This is a genomic window from Schaalia sp. Marseille-Q2122 (genome assembly GCF_903645355.1).
GTDB lineage: Bacteria > Actinomycetota > Actinomycetes > Actinomycetales > Actinomycetaceae > Pauljensenia.
Window position 1 is genome coordinate 207361 of the sequence record NZ_CAHJXR010000001.1, and the last position, 17983, is coordinate 225343.

Here is a 17983-nt window from a genome sequence, read left to right on the forward strand (position 1 = left end):
CGTGGCGCTCGCCCTCAGATCCTCGACCTCAGATGCTCGTCCTCAGATCCTTTGCGGGGGCCTTCCTGGGTCCTCATCCGACTTTTCCCGGGGCAATGAGCCCCTACCAGCACACCAGACCTCCAATCCCGGCCCGCTCCCTGGGCCCCCACCCTTCAGCGAAAGAAGAGAACAATGCGTATTTCAGTTATCGGTTGCGGTTACCTTGGAGCCGTCCACGCTGCCTGCATGGCCCAGCTTGGTCACGAGGTCGTCGGCCTCGACGTTGATCCCGCCAAGGTCGAACGCCTCTCCCGCGGCGAGGCTCCCTTCTACGAGCCCGGATTTGAAGAGGTCCTTGTCCCCGCACTGGAAAGCGGCCGTCTACGTTTCACCGCTGACCCCGCCCAAGCTGGACTTGACGAGGTCGACGTCCACTTCATCGCTGTTGGCACCCCTCAGTCCGCTGAAGGGAAGGCTGCAGACATGCGTTTTGTGTGGTCAGCCGTGGAAACCATCATGGCTCATGTCCCCGCCAACGCCCCTCACCGCCCCATCGTCGTCGGTAAATCCACCGTGCCCGTCGGCACCGCACAACTCATTGCCGACCGCCTAGCAGAATCGGGTATCCCTCTGCTGTGGAATCCTGAGTTCCTCCGTGAAGGCTTCGCCGTCCAAGACACTCTCCACCCCGACCGCATCGTCTACGGCCTGGAAAAGGACGCCGCCACCCACAGCTACACCGCTAACGGTGAATATGCTAAGGAACAGCTTGATAGGGTCTACGCTGCGCTACTCGAAGAAGGCATTGAACGCCTCATTGCCGACTATCCCACAGCCGAGCTGGTAAAGGTGGCCGCCAATTCCTTCCTCGCCACCAAGATCAGCTTCATTAACGCCATGGCTGAACTCTGTGAAGCCACCGGAGGTGACGTCACTGTTCTGGCTGACGCTATCGGCCGAGACCCGCGCATTGGGCGCCGTTTCCTTGGCGCCGGTATTGGCTTTGGAGGCGGCTGCCTGCCCAAGGATATTCGCGCTTTCATGGCACGCGCAGAGGAACTAGGCGTTGAGGATGCCGTATCCTTCCTTCGCGATATTGACGCCATCAACCAACGCCGTCGTCAACGCGTTATTGACTTCGCTGTTGGCCGACTGGGTGGCGACCTCGAGGGAGCAAAGATCACCGTCCTTGGGGCAGCATTCAAACCCAATAGCGACGACATCCGTGATTCGCCTGCCCTCGATGTGGCGCTCCGACTGCATGAGCTCGGCGCTCAGGTCGTCGTCACTGACCCCAAGGCACTGCCTCTCGTCCACGCCGCCGCACCTGAGCTCCGTACCGAAGAACGCACCGAGGACGCCCTTGCTGATGCCCGCATGGTCATCCTGGCAACAGAATGGGCCAACTTCACGGGCTTGGATCCGCAGCGTTGCGCTGAACTAGTGGACACCCCCATCATGATGGATGCGCGTAACGCTCTTGACCCCGTGCAATGGCGCGAAGCGGGCTGGGAATACCATGGCCTTGGCCGCTAAGCCGCCTCCACTATGACTGTGGAGGCGTGAATGATACTGCTGCGTGAAGGTGATAGCACCCTGGATAATAGGGACATGCGCGTCCTTCCGGCTCTGAGAACCACCTCGATCCACACCCGCCTCATGTGGGCGATGGTACTGATCGCAGGTATTGCCGTCGCAATCTCAGGCACCCTGTTATCGACGCTTCAAGAGCGCAGCATTCACGCCTCCACACAGGCCCACCTTGAGCGCGTCCGAGACGAACTCATCGACCTTGCCTACAAAGGTGTTGACCGTAAAACTCAACGCCCCTTCGCAACCCCTCAGGATCTGCTCTACCAGCATCTTCAAACGCAGGTTCTTGGGCACACCGAAGGGGCAGTTGGCTTTGTGAATGGCAGTCCCAAGTTCGTGCCGCCCTCGACGGATATCCATCCCGAAAAGGACGATGAACTTATGGCCTATGTGGGGCCACTGGTCACCGGAGAAAACATTATCATCGAGACAGCGACCACCTCGACAACCACCTACAAGCTCCTCATCGCTCCGATCCGTAAAGCCGACCAGCAGGGAGCACTACTGTATGTGGTGGACTTTGGGCAAGCCACCCGCGACCTTCGTCGAGCAATGTTGCTCTACGCCGCTGCTGCGGCAATCACCCTTGCGCTTGTGGTCGCTGCCGCATGGCCTCTGGTACGCCGCCTGCTTCACCCAATTGAGGAATTGCGTGAAGCAGCAGAAAGTATTGACGAGCGAGATCTCACTAGCCGCGTGCCTGTCCGAAGTGCTGACGACTTGGGGGCACTGGCCGCAGCCTTCAATAAGATGCTGGATCGAGTCGAAAGTTCCGTGCGCGCCCAACGCGATCTCCTGAACGACGTAGGGCATGAACTTCGTACCCCCATCACCGTGGTCCGTGGTCACCTTGAACTGCTTGACATTTATGACAGCAGCGACGTTGAGGAAGTCCGAGAACTATCAATTGATGAGCTTGACCGAATGGCGGGACTCGTCAACGACATTTTGATGCTCGCAAAGTCTGGGCAGAGCGATTTTGTCTCGCCGGTACTGAGCGACGTTGCCGGTTTAACAGAGCAGGTGTTTTCCAAGGCACGCGCACTGGGGGAGCGGCAATGGTTCCTCGAAAGTATCGCAGAAGGTGAGCAGGTCCTTGACGCTGCACGGATCACCCAGGCCTGGCTACAACTAGCAAACAATGCGGTGAAATACTCCCGCGAAGGCTCGATCATAGTCCTTGGTTCAGCGCTGAGCGAGGGCATCCTCAAAATGTGGGTCACCGACGAAGGCGTAGGGATTTCCCCTGGTGACATCGACAAAGTTCGACGGCGTTTCTCCCGCGGAACCAACGCCCACCATCACGCGCAGGGCTCAGGCATTGGTTTGAACATCGTCGAGAGCATTCTGAGTGCTCATGGGGGAGAATTAGAGATCGAATCAGTTCTGGGCGAAGGATCAACTTTCACCATGTGTATCCCCGTGAAGAACAGCGTTGAGGAGAGGACCCAAGCATGAGCACTATCTTGGTGATTGAGGATGAACACAGGATCGCCGCCTTCATTGCAAAAGGCCTCAAAGCTGCGGGTTTCACCCCCCGCACCACAGGATCGGGAGAAGAAGGTATTTTTATGGCTGTCGAGGAAGGAGCTGACCTCATCGTCCTCGACGTCGGACTTCCAGACATTGACGGCTTTGAAGTATTGGAACGTTTACGAGGGCAGGGTGTAAACACCCCAGTCATCATGCTCACAGCTCGAACCTCGGTAGCTGACCGCGTCGCCAGCCTAGAAGGAGGAGCCGACGACTACATGCCAAAACCTTTCTCCTTTGAAGAACTCCTCGTACGTATTCGTCTGCGTCTACGGTCAGAAACTCCTGCCGGTGCAGCGACCCAGCTCAGCCATAATGGCCTGACCTTAAATCTGCGAACACGACGAGCTGAAGTTGATGGACGCTGGGTGGACTTATCCGCCCGCGAGTTCACTTTGGCTGAAACTTTCTTGCGTAACCCCGGGCAGGTGCTGAGTCGCGAACAGTTGCTCAATACGGTGTGGGGCTTTGATTTTGACCCAGGTTCCAATGTGGTGGATGTGTACGTCTCTTACTTGCGCAACAAGCTGGGTAAGAAACGTTTTGAGACGGTGCGAGGAATGGGATACCGCCTCGCTTGAGTTTATCGGAACCCCTAACTAACGAGGAACGCCCTCTGGTCTGCGAGCGTATGTTCAGAGGGCGTTTCTACGAGTAGGCGTTGAGGTTCTTTCAGTCGTCGTCATCATCGTCATCGTCGTCATTATCATCATCGTCAAGGTCAACGGGGGGAGCCGGCTGGACAACAACAGGTGTAGGAGCGGTCACCACAGGTGGCGGTGCAACGTCCTCCTGAACAGGAGCTACGGGTGCAGGTGCGGGTTCCTGGGGAGCAGGTGCGGCGGGAGCTGCCGGAGTGGCAGGTTTCTTCGCTGCAGTGCCCGGTGCAGGAGCGGACTGCTGGGCGTCCGGACCTGACTGAGATGCGTCAAGGACGATGCCAGATTGTTCCGAGCGGGCCTGGGGTGTGGTGGCCAGTGCGTGGAAACCCGCAAAGAGGGCAATCGCGCACAGGGCAATCACAATCAGTAGCGATATAAGTCGGAAACCTTCAGTTCGAGTAGTCATGTTTCCTCACCTCCTGACATTAAGTAAAGCGAGGCCGGATGAGATGGCGGTCAGGGGTTGATGAGAGAGTTCTTATCTTTCACGGTGGGCCCCGTCCATCGTAGTTTTTCTACTTCGTAAGCTCTGAGGACTCTTGTCACATAATTGCGACTGCTGACGGTAGATGTGTCCCGCGTTGTGCTTCGTTGTTGAGAACTGGGCGGATTGGAGAGGTTTATAACAGGTGTGAAGACACAGGGGAGGAAGTCTTGAAATGACGGTGAATATGTCGTTTTTGTTGAGGGAAGTGCTGCGCTATGTGGTCTTGTTGACGCCTCTTATGTTTGAATCCTAGGAAAATGTGGGAGTAGTCTGTAGGGGTTCCTGTTTTATGAATCCCAACGTAAGGACGAACAAATGGAGCGTCGTTCCGCTCGAACCTCTGCAACTGCATTGTCCCTCTTCGTAGCTGCTTCTCTCACTATGCCCACCGCCCATGCGGCCCCGAGTCTGCCCAGCTCAAACGTTGCGGCCACCTCGGTAAAGGTAATGTGCATTGTCCCAGGAACCGAAGAGCGTCTTGCAAAGGCAGTCGAGGAAGCGCGCGCACGAGTTACTCTCAGCAGCAAAGAACTATCCCATGCGCAGGAGTCATTTGAAGAGCAACGTGAGGCATCTGAAACCTTGATGAACAAGGCTGCTCAGGCTCGCGCCGCAGTTAAGGAGGCGTTGGATGCCCTTCAGGATGTTGAGCGTCAGGCTGTGCAGAATGCGCGGGAAGCGCTTGAAGCCGCTCGGCGCACCCAGACTGCGCTACAGGAAGAGATTGCGTCCAACAAGGACCTCCTGGCTCAGATTGATTCGGAGTTGGTGCAAAAGCGTGCTCTGGCGGCACAGTATGAGCAGGGTTCTTCCGCATTGCAGCAGGAAATTGTCCGTATAACTACTGAGCGCGACATCCTGAAGGAAACTCAAAAAGACCTTAATGCTCAACTTGATGAAGTGCGGAAGCAGCAACGGGAGCTTGATGCTGCTAAGGCTGAAGCTGAGAATGCGCTACAGCTCCTCCGAGCATCTCTCAGCAAGCTCGAAGGGGACGTGCGTGATCTTCAATCGCGTCTTGACCGAGAACAGCTTGTTTTGAACTTTGCCGCCGAACAGAATAACGCTCTTACCCAGGCAGGTGGCGAGAAGGGGATGCGAGAAAGGATCGTTGAGAACACCCGTAAGATCACCGAGGCTGAGCAGATGCGTGAGCAGAAGCAGAACGCCATCGCTGCCGCCGTAGATGAGTTGGAACAGCTTGAAGCTGACATTGCGTCAGCAACTCAAGAAGTCAACACGTCGAGAGAGAAGATCACGGCTGTCCAAAAGCGATTGAGTGACAGTCAAGCTGAACTCGACAACGAGAAGAAGCGAACTGGCGAACTGAAACAGCTCGTTGAAGACGCGATCGCCCTCGTAAATGAGCGTGACACCCAGCTCAACCAGGAAGAACAAAATCTTCACCAGGCAAATGGTCTTCTGAGGGAAAACGAGGAGGTAACGCGTCATATTTCCCAGCAGATTGATGAGCTAGAAGCACAGAGTCAGAGTGATGATGCTCAGGCAGACAGTAGGCAACGCCTTGAGGCTCTCAAACAGCAAAAAGCCGAGCTGGAATCAGCAGCTGCTGATTTGCGTGAGGGAGTTGTGACTGCCACTCAAGCCCGTGATGCAGCACAGACTCAGCTTGAGCAGTCGCGTCAGGCGCGAGACGCTGCAAACGAAGAGGTCACCCGCAACGCGCAAGCTATCGGGAGGCTGAGGGATGCCCTTTCTGAAATTCAGGCAGAGCTTGACCGTACCACGGCCGCCGAACAGCCGAAGATCACCGAAGGAGAGGAAAAGGTAGAGCGCCTCAACGCTGACAAGCAGCGCATTCAGAGTCAGAAGGCTGAAGCTGAAGCTGCGATTGCTACCATCAATGCTCAGATCAGCGCACACAGGGCCAGCATTGATCGAGATGAAGCAGTGCTCCAGCACTACGGCAATGTCAACGTTGATCAGAATGCCCGGAGGGCGCTCGATACTGCGCAGCGTAACTTCGACACTGCACGCCAGGCGCTCACAGCTAAACAAGAAGAACGAGATCAAGCTGCGGCCGAAATGCGTGAACAGGAGAAGAAGGCTACGAGTGCTAGCGCCGCTGCACAAGCGGCCAATGACAAGAATGGTGAGCTCCAAGACGCACAGCAGAAAGCTGGGGAGCGACTACAGGAAGTCGAAGGAACTCTTCGAGAAAAGAATGTTGAACTTCAAGCAGCGCATGATGCCGTTAAGAGAAGCCTCAGCTCCCTTGAAGGCCAGCGTGAGCCCGTCGCCGAGAATATTGAGAACCTGAGGAAGCTCCTTGCAGACAGGGTGCTACCTAGTGTGCAGGTAGCAGAAGATAAACTTCGTCAAGTGCTGGAACGCCACGACCGTGCCCTGGCGCTGACGCTTGAAAGTATCGTTGCTCAGCCTCTCGCTGACCCTCATCTGGCTGGACTTGAAGCCGTCGTTGCTCCTCGACGTGCGCTCATTGCACAAGCCCTCGCCGCTGAGACGGAGAAGCAGACCCGCGCCGCACTACGTGATCGTCTGGCCCTCGAACATGCCAAGGCTCGTGAAGTGCTCGTTGCCGCCGAAAAAGCACTAAGCGACTCCCGCGCCCTACCTTACTGCGACGACGACCAGGCTGGTAATGGTGGCTCTATTCCTGCCCCTCAAGAGCCGGAGATGAAACCTGTTCCTGAGGTGAAGGAGGCTCCGCACGCGAAGGCGGAGCCTCAGGGGAAGGGACAGATAACAGGTGAGCAGTCTTCCCAGACCAAAAATGCTCAGTTAGATGCAATAGGACGGGGATCGTCCTCTCAGTCGCCACAAAACGGTGGTCTCGCCTCCACTGGCGCGGAGGGCGTTTCCGGCGTGGCTACTCTTATTGCGATGCTTGGTGCCGGTGCTGTTGTCACTGCTCGCGTACGCAAACGGGACTGAATGTATCAGAGAGCAGCTACTTTCCTGCGGTAGGTAACAAAACTCAATGGCTGTGGAAGAACAAGAATGTTCTTCCACAGCCATTGCACTGTTATCGCAGAGTGTGATTTGCGACTTATCGCCGAATGAATATGGTGCGCAAGCGCACATGTAGTACTTGCCAGTGCAGAAGAATCTGTCTCATAGATCTGCGCCAAACCGGTGCTTCGTCGCAAGAAACATTCCCCTCTATAGGTTCTAATGGGAAAGTCGGTGGCCTTGAGGAGGGGGCGGATACGAAGGGAGCTCTGGTCGAGGACTTTGCCAACGGCTTTTCCAATCGTTAATCATTGAAGGAAACCGGGCGGCGTTGAATCTTGGCCGTTTCAAACCATGCGCAACTATTCCCGGGCAGTGTTGTAGGCCGCCTCTCAGCGGCCGCAACAGGTGTCGAGCAGACTAACAAGCGATGCTCAGCGGGGACTTCAACCACCTGATCCGAAGTGTTGAGGACGACAAGCACCCCTGCTGACAGATGGACGTTTACCCCCTCATGTGCCCACGCCAGTCCATCCACCCACGCCAGGGATCCTGTGCCCATGGCGCGTTCTTCTCGGACACGGAGGACTTCACGGAGGGTTCGGGCTTCTGCGGCGGAGTCTTTGTCGCCTTCCCAGACGCGGCGGAACATGTTGGAGGATGCGACGAGGCGTCCGCCCATGAAGGCGAAGGGGATGTAGGCGGCTCCGGGGAGGGAGAGTGCGTAGAGGTTCATGGCGGTGCGTCGGGCGGGGTCGGAGGCGTGTTCCCAGGAGGTGGTGGGGATGTCTTGCATGGTGAAGACGTCTCCGGGGGCTTCGACGTGTCGGGTGCGTGACCAGTGCCAGGCGGCGACGTGTCCGAGGTAGTCGCGTTGGGCGAGGGCTCGTTCGACGTTGGCGCGCAGGGTGGGGCGTGCCAGGGGCGTCGGGGGGCCGTCGCGGAGGTGGTGGAGCCATTCCTCTTCAAGGTGGTAGGTGAGGGTGGCTTCGTCGTTGGTGAGGGCTTCGGCGGAGAGGGTGGCCGAGGGGGTACTGTCGGCGATTTCGCTGTGGATGCGTCGGATGAGGGCGGCGAGGTGTTCGCGTTGTTCGGCGGGGAGGGGGGCATCGGTGGTCTCGAGGAGGGCGAGGTCGATGCCGTCGGCCCCAGCGGCAAGGGCGTTTTGTGTCCATGCGCATACGGCGGTGGCCTCGTCGTCGTTGACGGCGCCGGGGGGTGGGGGTTGGTGGCGTGCGTGAGTGCTTCCGGGAGGGGGATGCGCAGGAGGACTTTGATGCCTGCCCGGTGGGCGATGGCGCAGGTCGGTGAGCTCGGGGGAGGGGGCGGTGAGGAATTCTGGGGCTGGCCGGAGGGCGATGGCGCGGAATCCTACGCGGGCGAGGTCGATGATGAGGCTCTTGATGTTGTCCAGTTCGTTTCTGTGGGCGGCTCCGACGAAGTCGCAGATCACCGCCTGGTGCCACCATTGGAGGGGCGCGTGGGCGCAGCGGTGAATGAGGGTGGTTGTCACCGGGCGTTCAAGCTGAGCTGGAGTCACCCTCCCATTCTTGCAAATCCGGTGGGTTTTGGGAGGATCAGTTCCAGAAAAAGCTAGGCTTAGTGGTGTGAGTTTGGGTTTTAGTGGATTGACTGACGAGGGCGCGATGTTTGAGTTGCCGCGCCGTTCGAGTGCGCCTGTGACGACATCGCCCTATAGCGAGGTCGACGCCCAGCGTTTTGTTGGCGAGCCGCCAAAGAGTTCGGATCGTACGGATTTTGAGCGCGATCGGGCGCGAATCCTGCATTCTTCGGCACTTCGTCGTCTGGGGGCGAAGACTCAGGTTCTTGGCCCTGTGTCGGATGATTTTGTGCGCACGCGCCTGACTCATTCTCTTGAGGTTGCGCAGGTGGGGCGCGATATCGGCAAGCAGTTGGGTGCTGACCCGGATGTGGTGGACGCCGCCTGCCTCTCTCATGATCTTGGCCACCCACCTTTTGGGCACAATGGTGAGCGCATCCTCAACGATCTGGCTCAAGAGGCGGGTGGGGTTGAGGGGAACGCTCAGAGTCTGCGTATTGTCGCCCGTTTGGAGCCGAAGGTCCTCGGCGCTGATGGGCGTGAGGTGGGTTTGAATCTCACGCGCGCCACCCTTGATGCGATCTCGAAGTATCCGTGGAAGCGGGGGGAGGGGCCTGACCGCGAAAAGTCGTTGCGGAAGTTTTCTGTTTACGAGGACGACGCTGACATCTTCCAGTGGATGCGTCAGGGAGCTCCCGCTGGGCGGCGCTGCCTCGAAGCGCAGATCATGGACCTTTCCGATGACATTGGCTACTCGGTGCATGACGTGGAGGATGCTATTGCCACAGGGAAGCTTCGCCCCGAATACCTGCTGGATTCCACCCAGGTTGAGCGCATTATCGAATCGACGACCAGCTGGTATGGTGCGCATATCACCCCTGATGAGCTGGGGGATGCTCTGGAGCGCCTGCGCCACATGCCTGAGTGGCTGACCAGCTTTGAGGGGCGCTACAGGGATCTGGCTGCCCTCAAGGATCTGACAAGTGGCCTGATTGGGCGTTTTATTCATGCCAGCGCGAATGCTACCCGTGCTGAGTATGGGGAGGGCCGCCTGGGGCGCTACCGTGCTGATCTTGTGGTGACGCGTGAGACTCGCGCGGAGATTCAGCTCCTGAAGGGGATGGCCGTCCACTACGTGATGAGCCCGCGCGAGAGGGAGCCTGTCTACTACCAGCAGCGCACCCTCTTGGCTGACCTCGTTGAAGCCTTGTGGGATGCTGGGGCGGCAGAACTTGAGCCCGCCTACGCCCTCGCCTGGCGCAATGCGGATACCGAGGCTCAACGTCTGCGGGCCGTCATTGACCAGGTGGCGTCGTTGACGGATATTTCCGCGTCGCGCTGGCATGCGCGACTGTGCGGGATGCTCTCTACACAGCTGTGACACTTGGGCGCGATAGACTAGCCCCTATGGCAGGGATGATCCGACGCGAGGACATCGCCGCGGTGCGTGAATCCTCACGGATTGAAGACATCGTCGGCGAGCATGTCACCCTGCGCACCGCCGGGATGGACTCCCTCAAGGGACTGTGCCCCTTCCACGACGAACGGACCCCTTCTTTCCACGTGCGCCCTTCTGTGGGCATGTGGCATTGCTTTGGTTGCGGTGAGGGCGGGGACATTATCAGCTTCGTTCAGCGCATCAATCACATGTCCTTCACTGAAGCGGTAGAGATGCTCGCCCAAAAGGTCGGCATCACCCTGCACTATGAGGAGGGTGGTAAACATACGCGCACGGAGGAGCCCGGTAAGCGCCAGCGCCTCTTGGACGCGCACCGCGTCGCTGAGGAGTTCTACCAGGCGCAGCTGGCCTCCCCCGAGGCTCATGCTGGCCGTACTTTCTTGGCTCAGCGTGGGTTCACTCAGGAGATGTGCCAGCACTTCGGCGTGGGCTACTCACCTCAGTCGTGGGATGCGCTGACTAAGCATCTGCGTTCGCGGGGCTTTACCGACGCCGAGATTCAGGCAGCTGGCCTGGCTTCCCAGGGTAATCGTGGCCTGTATGACCGTTTCCGCGGGAGGCTGATGTGGCCGATCCGTGATATTACGGGTGCGACCGTGGGTTTTGGCGCGCGGCGCCTGGATGATTCGGATAAGGATTCTCCCAAGTACCTCAACACGCCAGAGACCGCGATCTACAAGAAGTCGCAGGTGCTCTACGGCTTGGATTTGGCGAAGAAGGCGATCGCGGCTGACCGTAAGGTTGTCATCGTGGAGGGCTATACGGATGTCATGGCTGCGCACGTCGCTGGTGTGCCCTACGCGGTGGCGACCTGCGGCACGGCTTTTGGTTCTGAGCATGTGAAGATCGTGCGGCGTCTGCTGGGTGATGTGGCTGACCCGGCTGCCGGGGTGGTGCTGTCTTCTGGGCGGGCTCGTGGCGGTGAGGTGATTTTTACTTTTGATGGTGATGCTGCCGGGCAAAAGGCTGCGCTGCGCGCTTTCCATGAGGATCAGAATTTTGCCTCGCAGACTTTCGTGGCCGTGGAGAAGTCGGGGATGGACCCTTGCGATCTGCGCCTTGCGCGTGGGGATCAGGCGGTGAAGGCTCTGGTGGAGTCTAGGATTCCGCTGTTTGAGTTCGTGATTCGTTCGGTCATTGATCACGTTGATCTGCGCACGATGGAGGGGCGCGTGAGTGCGCTGCGTCAGTGCGCTCCGGTGGTGGCGGGCATTAAGGATCAGGCGCTGCGTCGGGAGTACACGCGTGAGCTTGCGGGGTGGTTGGGTATGGTGCCCAGCGGGTTGCTCTCAGGTGCGCTATGCCCTGCAGGCCAGCGGCAGTGGATCGGCGGGGTGGGAGTTTCGCCTCGCGAGGCAGGGCGCTGCCGGGGCTGGGAGTGGGTGCTGCTGGCGCTGATATGGCCCACGCTGGGCGCCCTGGGCCGACGCCTCGCCCGTCTGCCGGGCCGCGTCAGGCCGAGGGATCTGGTGACGCGCGTGGAGCGTCAGGCTTAAATGTTGTTCAGCGCAGGACCGATGGTTCGGGTTTTGAGGACCTGGATGGGAATGCTTTTAGCGTGCCGACCCACCGTGCGGTCCATGATGCAGTGCGGGCTGTGGGTGGCCTGGATGCTTTCTCTCAGATGCTCACCCAGGCGGAGGCCGCCATGGGCGTGGGTGAGGGCGCTGTTGTGGCTGCTACCCGCCATTTTGACGAGGCCGTACGCGACATGGCGGGTGACGTTGTTGGTGCGGTCATTACTGAGCTAGCTGTTGCGCCCCTGCCTCAACATGCGGGTGGGGATGTTCGAGCCTATAGCAGGGGCATGATGGCTGCGATGGTGCGCATGGATTTGACGCGCCGCACTGCTGACCTGCGGGCGCAGTTGCAGCGCCTTTCGCCTGAGGATGAGGGCTATGACGGGGTATTCCGTCAGCTCATGGTTATTGAGCAGCGCCGCCAGCGGTATTCGGGCTACGAGCGGGGCTGAGCTAGGGTCTCAGAATTCTGCATGAGTTGAGTCTTGGAACTTCCCCGTTGAAGACGCCCAATGGGACTAGGTCACGTTCATTAGATTATACAACTGAGTGAGATTTCAGGAATCCGTGACGTGCGTTGTGTCTGAAGATTACATACAATGCCTACCTACTTCGCATAGTATAACGACTAGCCGTCAAGATTCTTGAAGAATCGCGCAACTGGCCAACGCACAAAACCTTGAGACTCATAAGTAGCTCGCGCTGGGGCGTGGCCGCTATCGTCTCCAGTTTCGACCATGAGCATCTTCATACCAGCACTTCTTGCTCTGCTCACGGCACAGTTGATCAACTGCTGCCCAATTCCTCGTCGCTGATGAGTGGGGGCCACCGCAAGAACATAGATTTCGGCCATAGAATCTTCCGGGTGAATCCTTGTGCAAATCCAACCCACGGGGGTGTTGTCATCGAGAGCAACATCAACATTTTCTGGCTCCTGATCTAGCAAGGTGGAAAGATCAGCATGTAGCCTCTCTCTCCAGCCATTGGGATAGAAGGATCTGAATACAAACTCTGGAACTTCGTTAGCGGTAAGAGGAAAGACCGACTCCCAGGAGCTTATTGAAAGAGCAAGTATTGCTGTCCGGTACTCTGTGCGATACGGAATAATCTGAGGCATTTTATTTCCCTTTGAACCGTCCTGGGTTTTGTTCCTAGGCGGTGACTCGTAAATTGGGTGTGTTGGCACTGTGGGTGCGCCAGTAGTGGTTGTCGGTTTCTTGTGGAGTGCGGTACCCCAACTCAGAATGCAGCCGGGTGGTGTTCCACCAGTGGACCCAGCATAAGGTTTCCCATTCGACTTCGGCTAATCCTTCCCAGGTGTGGGAGTAGATCAGTTCACTTTTGTACAGGCCATTGACACTCTCGGCAAGGGCATTGTCATAGGAGTCTCCCACGCTGCCGGTGGACTCATCAATCCCCGCATCACGCAAACGCTCGTGGTAGGCAATGGCGACGCATTGGGAGCCGTGATCTGAATGATGGATCAAGCTCTCTAGGCTGCCTTTTGCGGTAGCGATCGCATGATTCAAAGCCTCCAAGGGCAGGGCTTCGGTGGTGAGGCGACTCTTGGTCGCCCAACCAACAATCTTCCTGCTGTAGACATCGGTAACAAACGCGGTGTACACGAAGCCAGTACGTGTTCTGACGTAGGTAATATCAGCCACCCACAACCGATTAGGCGCACTAGCCCGGAAATTGCGTTGAACCAGGTCGGGGCGAACATCAGGAGTCCTAGCAGGTTTGGTAGTGAGGGGTTTACGCCCGCGGATCACACCACGCACACCAGCCATTTTCATGAGGCGAGCTACCTGATCGCGACCAATAGTGTATCCGGCGCGTTTCATAGCGTGCCACATCCTACGCACACCATACACGCCATAATTCTCCCGGTGAATATCAATCATGATAGGGATGAGTTCGCAATCACGTAAAGACCGCTGAGAGGGCAAGCGCCTCTTAGCAGCGCGGTAACCACGCGCGCTCATAAACCCACCCATGCGGTGGTGAACCAACATTTGGCAGATGAACTCTACCCCGAAACGATCACGATGGATGTCGATAAAAGTGATCATTTCCTGGGTCGGGGGCCGAGTTCGGAGGCGAAAAAAGCCGAGGCAGCCTTGAGCAGTTCATTGACCTGACGCAGCTCAGCGTTCTCCCGTCGCAGACGCTTCACCTCGGCTGCTAGTGGTCCATTCCCATGGTCTTGATTCACCCCAGGATCGTGATACCACCGCCGCACAGTCTCATACCCCACCCCAAGCTTCTTGGCAATCACACCGATCGCTTTGGTTAATGACATCGTCTCATCAGCAGCCAACCGATCATTCACTAAACGAACAGCGCGCTGCTTAAACTCCACATCAAATTGCTTCGGCATAAGAACCATCCTTTCAGGCTTCACCCCGGAACAAAACCCAGGACAGTTCACGCAATCACGTTGACCGTGATCGCCTGCGCCCAGGTGACATCATTAGCTTCCGTCACAAGGGCACTAACCACTATCACCACATTGGCATCTACGCGGGCATCGATAGTTCCGGCCAGCGCCTCATGCTGCACGCCCCCACCTTCGGAGATGTTGTCTCAATCGTCCCCCTCGACACCAGATACTGGCAGAGCATGGACTGGGCAACGTTTAGGATCTAACCGATCTATCGAAGAATGGATTGACAAACATTTCCCACACAGACTATAGCGCCAAGGTGACACACCAGGGCATTTAGTAGTAACATATTGTGTGTGGAAATGAGATTCACGCCAAGCGCCTACCGGCACGGCATCAGTGAAGAAGACGCCAAGCACGCGGTGCTCCATTCGGTGGGGCGGGTTGAGCTTGCGGCACGTTACCCCTCAATCAAATCTTTCATGATGGTCGGCAAGCCCCATCCTCAAGCTCGGCACTATCTTGAGGTCGGAGTGGGGATGAGCGCCCAAGGCGAGTTCTACATCTTCCACGCAATGGAGGTCACCGACCTCTACCGCCATCTCATTCCCAGGGAGGACTCATGACACTATCCCCTCAAGAAGAGCAGATGTGGGCTGAATACGAAGACGCTGTAGCAAAAGGCGAAGTCGAAGTGATCGGAGAACCTGTTTTCCGAAACGGAGATACCGCTCTAACTGAAGATGAGCTACGCGAGATATTTGGTGTCGGGCGACCAAGTCTTGGTGCAAGTCATGCACGTGGAGAAGGCCGCTCACCCGTCATCCAGTTTTCTCTGACCCGAGAGGATAAAAAGCGACTAGAAGACTACGCGGCAAGCCACGGCATGAAGACATCACAGGCCGCACGTCACGCGGTACAGCTCATGTTGGCGAACGCGTGATCTAGCAGCAGCTGATAGGCAAGTGCCACCAATAGGCCATCCGAATTTTCCTCTGTGCCCACGCTTCCAATCTTGGAAGCGTGGGCACACCAATTTGTGGGGCGACACCACTGGGGTGTCGCCCCACAACGCTGTCGCCTCTGGGTTGAGATTTTTCCCTGTCTCGTGGACTTCCCATTATGGGCCTGGTGGCCCCCTTCGGGCCGTGGCGTCAAGACGTTCTCGAAGGCGCCACCGACCTTGGTCACATTTCCCTGACGTGAAATGCGAGGCACCAAAGGCGCTGACCAACGTCACTGGCCCCTTCTGCGCTGCGAACATTGACACCACTGCCACTAGGCCCTCCACGGGAGCCCTGTCCCCAAGACAGGGGACGCAGGCCAACGCGGCCTACTCACTCGCTCCCAAGGAGGTTAATCATGAAAACCGTCAAGCCTTACGTCGTTCTTACTGTCGCCTGTGACCGCATCCTGGGCTTCTATGAGACCTGGCAAGAGGCCGAAAGTGAAGCTCAACGTTTCGGTGCCTGCTCCTTCCCCTGCCAGCTCAGCGAAGGGGAACGCGTTAACATCGCCCGCATCAGAGTCCAAAAGTAAGGCAGTGTGAGGGGAGGGGGCGCCGCGCAAGGCGTTCCCTCCCCGGCTGTCATCTCACCCCACCAAGCATTTGTACTACAATTGCTGGGGAAGGGAGAATGACAGATGAGTAACACCGCATCTAAGGGTGGACGGCAACGGCTTGCTGGGACAGGCTCAGGGGCTTCCCCTAAACGTCAGGTCCGCCTCAGTGAAGACCTTAACTTTGAGCTTGACCGCGCGGCACGCGCAGAAGGATTGAGCGCAAGCGAACTCATTCGCCAAGCGATTACCGAACGACTGCGCCAGCATCGCCACCTTATGCAGGGCAGTTCTGCTGACTTCACTGATGATCCAGTTGTGCTCTATGACGTCATGTGTGAATCGCTCTATGCTCTCAAAGGTCACATGCTGACTCTCGCTGACAACGCGCCAAACGAAACCGTTGAGCAGTACTGGGTTGATCGCGTGGCCAGTATCCAGAAGGAGAAGGATGGTATCGATCCCGATGACATCGCCGCGATGCGTGAGCATACTGACCGGTGGGTGCAATTACGCGCCGATCTGGAGAACTCGTTTATTCTGCAAAGCTGACGCTCGTGACTGAAGGGTATTCTGAGGCGTTTGATCGCCTCAAGCGCGCAGAACTCGCCCGCCTTGCATCTGATACTCGGCCTGTCATGGTCAGCATTGGTGGTCAGCCGGGCGCAGCTGGGCTCACCCGAGGCTCATGCTGGCCGTACTTTCTTGGCTCAGCGTGGGTTCACTCAGGAGATGTGCCAGCACTTCGGCGTGGGGTATTCGCCTCAGTCGTGGGATGCGCTGACTAAGCATCTGCGTTCGCGGGGCTTTACCGACGCCGAGATTCAGGCAGCTGGCCTGGCTTCCCAGGGTAATCGTGGCCTGTATGACCGTTTCCGCGGGAGGCTGATGTGGCCGATTCGTGATATTACGGGTGCGACCGTGGGTTTTGGCGCGCGGCGCCTGGATGATTCGGATAAGGATTCTCCCAAGTACCTCAACACGCCAGAGACCGCGATTTACAAGAAGTCGCAGGTGCTCTACGGCTTGGATTTGGCGAAGAAGGCGATCGCGGCTGACCGTAAGGTTGTCATCGTGGAGGGCTATACGGATGTCATGGCTGCGCACGTCGCTGGTGTGCCCTACGCGGTGGCGACCTGCGGCACGGCTTTTGGTTCTGAGCATGTGAAGATCGTGCGGCGTCTGCTGGGTGATGTGGCTGACCCGGCTGCCGGGGTGGTGCTGTCTTCTGGGCGGGCTCGTGGCGGTGAGGTGATTTTTACTTTTGATGGTGATGCTGCCGGGCAAAAGGCTGCGCTGCGCGCTTTCCATGAGGATCAGAATTTTGCCTCGCAGACTTTCGTGGCCGTGGAGAAGTCGGGGATGGACCCTTGCGATCTGCGCTTGGCGCGTGGGGATCAGGCGGTGAAGGCTCTGGTGGAGTCTAGGATTCCGCTGTTTGAGTTCGTGATTCGTTCGGTCATTGATCACGTTGATCTGCGCACGGTGGAGGGGCGCGTGAGTGCGCTGCGTCAGTGCGCTCCGGTGGTGGCGGGCATTAAGGATCAGGCGCTGCGTCGGGAGTACACGCGTGAGCTTGCGGGGTGGTTGGGTATGGTGCCCAGCGGGTTGCTCTCAGGTGCGCTATGCCCTGCAGGCCAGCGGCAGTGGATCGGCGGGGTGGGAGTTTCGCCTCGCGAGGCAGGGCGCTGCCGGGGCTGGGAGTGGGTGCTGCTGGCGCTGATATGGCCCACGCTGGGCGCCCTGGGCCGACGCCTCGCCCGTCTGCCGGGCCGCGTCAGGCCGAGGGATCTGGTGACGCGCGTGGAGCGTCAGGCTTAAATGTTGTTCAGCGCAGGACCGATGGTTCGGGTTTTGAGGACCTGGATGGGAATGCTTTTAGCGTGCCGACCCACCGTGCGGTCCATGATGCAGTGCGGGCTGTGGGTGGCCTGGATGCTTTCTCTCAGATGCTCACCCAGGCGGAGGCCGCCATGGGCGTGGGTGAGGGCGCTGTTGTGGCTGCTACTCGCCATTTTGACGAGGCCGTGCGCGACATGGCGGGTGACGTTGTTGGTGCGGTCATTACTGAGTTGGCTGTTGCGCCCCTGCCTCAGCATGCTGGCGGGGGTTTGCGAGCCTATAGCAGGGGCATGATGGCTGCGATGGTGCGCATGGATTTGACGCGCCGCACTGCTGACCTGCGGGCGCAGTTGCAGCGCCTTTCGCCTGAGGATGAGGGCTATGACGGGGGATTCCGTCAGCTCATGGTTATTGAGCAGCGCCGCCAGCGGTATTCGGGCTACGAGCGGGGCTGAGCGGGGAAG

Annotated in this window: 16 protein-coding genes and 2 pseudogenes; 14 read left to right on the top strand and 4 right to left on the bottom strand. The window is 58.1% G+C overall.

The features are described from left to right. Positions 1-174 precede the first annotated feature (174 nt). The 3 genes from HWX48_RS00860 to HWX48_RS00870 are packed head-to-tail and all read left to right on the top strand — an operon-like array spanning position 175 to position 3689. Positions 175-1518, top strand: a complete 1344-nt coding sequence (locus HWX48_RS00860; protein WP_175953708.1) for a UDP-glucose/GDP-mannose dehydrogenase family protein — start codon at positions 175-177, stop codon at positions 1516-1518. 30 nt (positions 1519-1548) lie between these two features. After that, entirely contained in the window at positions 1549-3033 is a 1485-nt protein-coding gene (locus HWX48_RS00865; protein ID WP_254872890.1) for a cell wall metabolism sensor histidine kinase WalK, read from the top strand. Next, the gene (locus HWX48_RS00870; protein WP_175953710.1) at positions 3030-3689 is read left to right on the top strand and encodes a response regulator transcription factor; all 660 of its coding nucleotides are present in this window, start codon (positions 3030-3032) and stop codon (positions 3687-3689) included. Before HWX48_RS00865 ends, HWX48_RS00870 begins: the two co-directional genes overlap by 4 nt. Positions 3690-3780: 91 nt before the next feature. Here the strand turns inward: HWX48_RS00870 and HWX48_RS00875 are convergent, their stop codons facing one another. Further along, a complete protein-coding gene (locus HWX48_RS00875) occupies positions 3781-4176 on the bottom strand; it encodes a hypothetical protein (protein WP_175953712.1) in 396 nt (131 codons plus the stop codon). A gap of 396 nt (positions 4177-4572) precedes the next feature. Between HWX48_RS00875 and HWX48_RS00880 the strand changes: the two genes are divergently transcribed. Then, a complete protein-coding gene (locus tag HWX48_RS00880; protein WP_175953714.1) occupies positions 4573-7173 on the top strand; it encodes a hypothetical protein in 2601 nt (866 codons plus the stop codon). Between the two features lie 322 nt (positions 7174-7495). Here the strand turns inward: HWX48_RS00880 and HWX48_RS00885 are convergent, their stop codons facing one another. Beyond that, positions 7496-8731 carry a hypothetical protein gene (locus HWX48_RS00885; protein ID WP_175953716.1) on the bottom strand — a complete coding sequence of 412 codons (1236 nt, stop codon included), beginning with the start codon at positions 8729-8731 and terminating at the stop codon, positions 7496-7498. 106 nt (positions 8732-8837) lie between these two features. Here HWX48_RS00885 and HWX48_RS00890 point away from each other — a divergent pair, with 106 nt between their 5' ends. The 3 genes and pseudogenes from HWX48_RS00890 (at position 8838) to HWX48_RS00900 (ending at position 12183) form a co-directional block, all read left to right on the top strand. After that, complete coding sequence (locus HWX48_RS00890; protein ID WP_175953773.1) at positions 8838-10133, top strand: deoxyguanosinetriphosphate triphosphohydrolase; 1296 nt, start codon at positions 8838-8840, stop codon at positions 10131-10133. A 26-nt stretch (positions 10134-10159) separates the two neighbouring features. Next, positions 10160-11482: pseudogene (gene dnaG, locus HWX48_RS00895) on the top strand (DNA primase); the annotation flags it as partial. 287 nt (positions 11483-11769) lie between these two features. After that, entirely contained in the window at positions 11770-12183 is a 414-nt protein-coding gene (locus HWX48_RS00900; protein WP_175953720.1) for a hypothetical protein, read from the top strand. 176 nt (positions 12184-12359) lie between these two features. Here HWX48_RS00900 and HWX48_RS00905 read toward each other — a convergent pair whose 3' ends face one another. Together HWX48_RS00905 and HWX48_RS00910 are read right to left on the bottom strand one after the other, a co-directional pair. Continuing rightward, a complete protein-coding gene (locus HWX48_RS00905) occupies positions 12360-12848 on the bottom strand; it encodes a GNAT family N-acetyltransferase (RefSeq protein WP_175953722.1) in 489 nt (162 codons plus the stop codon). 34 nt (positions 12849-12882) lie between these two features. Next, a protein-coding gene (locus HWX48_RS00910; protein WP_175953775.1) for an IS3 family transposase occupies positions 12883-14111 on the bottom strand; the annotation gives its coding sequence in 2 pieces (ribosomal slippage) (positions 12883-13826 and positions 13826-14111; 1230 coding nt in all). An 89-nt stretch (positions 14112-14200) separates the two neighbouring features. Between HWX48_RS00910 and HWX48_RS11375 the strand changes: the two genes are divergently transcribed. The 7 genes and pseudogenes from HWX48_RS11375 to HWX48_RS00945 all read left to right on the top strand — a co-directional run bounded on the left by HWX48_RS11375 (position 14201) and on the right by HWX48_RS00945 (position 17974). Further along, positions 14201-14380 (top strand): NlpC/P60 family protein, encoded by a 180-nt coding sequence (locus tag HWX48_RS11375; protein ID WP_368483973.1) that lies wholly within the window; start codon positions 14201-14203, stop codon positions 14378-14380. Between the two features lie 99 nt (positions 14381-14479). Further along, positions 14480-14743, top strand: coding sequence for a hypothetical protein (locus HWX48_RS00920; protein WP_175953429.1), 264 nt, complete (start codon positions 14480-14482; stop codon positions 14741-14743). Next, positions 14740-15060, top strand: a complete 321-nt coding sequence (locus HWX48_RS00925) for a CopG family transcriptional regulator (protein WP_175953724.1) — start codon at positions 14740-14742, stop codon at positions 15058-15060. The genes HWX48_RS00920 and HWX48_RS00925 overlap by 4 nt, the downstream gene beginning before the upstream one ends. A gap of 419 nt (positions 15061-15479) precedes the next feature. After that, complete coding sequence (locus HWX48_RS00930; RefSeq protein WP_175953726.1) at positions 15480-15656, top strand: hypothetical protein; 177 nt, start codon at positions 15480-15482, stop codon at positions 15654-15656. A gap of 105 nt (positions 15657-15761) precedes the next feature. After that, complete coding sequence (locus HWX48_RS00935; RefSeq protein ID WP_175953728.1) at positions 15762-16229, top strand: CopG family transcriptional regulator; 468 nt, start codon at positions 15762-15764, stop codon at positions 16227-16229. Between the two features lie 114 nt (positions 16230-16343). Further along, positions 16344-17273: pseudogene (locus HWX48_RS00940) on the top strand (DNA primase); the annotation flags it as partial. Between the two features lie 287 nt (positions 17274-17560). Continuing rightward, positions 17561-17974, top strand: a complete 414-nt coding sequence (locus tag HWX48_RS00945; protein ID WP_175953730.1) for a hypothetical protein — start codon at positions 17561-17563, stop codon at positions 17972-17974. Positions 17975-17983: the final 9 nt, after the last annotated feature.

Excerpts from the sequence above, each read along its gene's own strand:
- HWX48_RS00860 (WP_175953708.1), top strand. The coding sequence starts at position 175 with ATGCGTATTTCAGTTATCGGTTGCGGTTACCTTGGAGCCGTCCACGCT.
- HWX48_RS00865 (WP_254872890.1), top strand. The coding sequence starts at position 1,549 with ATGATACTGCTGCGTGAAGGTGATAGCACCCTGGATAATAGGGACATG.
- HWX48_RS00870 (WP_175953710.1), top strand. The coding sequence starts at position 3,030 with ATGAGCACTATCTTGGTGATTGAGGATGAACACAGGATCGCCGCCTTC.
- HWX48_RS00875 (WP_175953712.1), bottom strand. The coding sequence starts at position 4,176 with ATGACTACTCGAACTGAAGGTTTCCGACTTATATCGCTACTGATTGTG.
- HWX48_RS00880 (WP_175953714.1), top strand. The coding sequence starts at position 4,573 with ATGGAGCGTCGTTCCGCTCGAACCTCTGCAACTGCATTGTCCCTCTTC.
- HWX48_RS00890 (WP_175953773.1), top strand. The coding sequence starts at position 8,838 with ATGTTTGAGTTGCCGCGCCGTTCGAGTGCGCCTGTGACGACATCGCCC.
- HWX48_RS00905 (WP_175953722.1), bottom strand. The coding sequence starts at position 12,848 with ATGCCTCAGATTATTCCGTATCGCACAGAGTACCGGACAGCAATACTT.
- HWX48_RS00920 (WP_175953429.1), top strand. The coding sequence starts at position 14,480 with ATGAGATTCACGCCAAGCGCCTACCGGCACGGCATCAGTGAAGAAGAC.
- HWX48_RS00925 (WP_175953724.1), top strand. The coding sequence starts at position 14,740 with ATGACACTATCCCCTCAAGAAGAGCAGATGTGGGCTGAATACGAAGAC.
- HWX48_RS00930 (WP_175953726.1), top strand. The coding sequence starts at position 15,480 with ATGAAAACCGTCAAGCCTTACGTCGTTCTTACTGTCGCCTGTGACCGC.
- HWX48_RS00935 (WP_175953728.1), top strand. The coding sequence starts at position 15,762 with ATGAGTAACACCGCATCTAAGGGTGGACGGCAACGGCTTGCTGGGACA.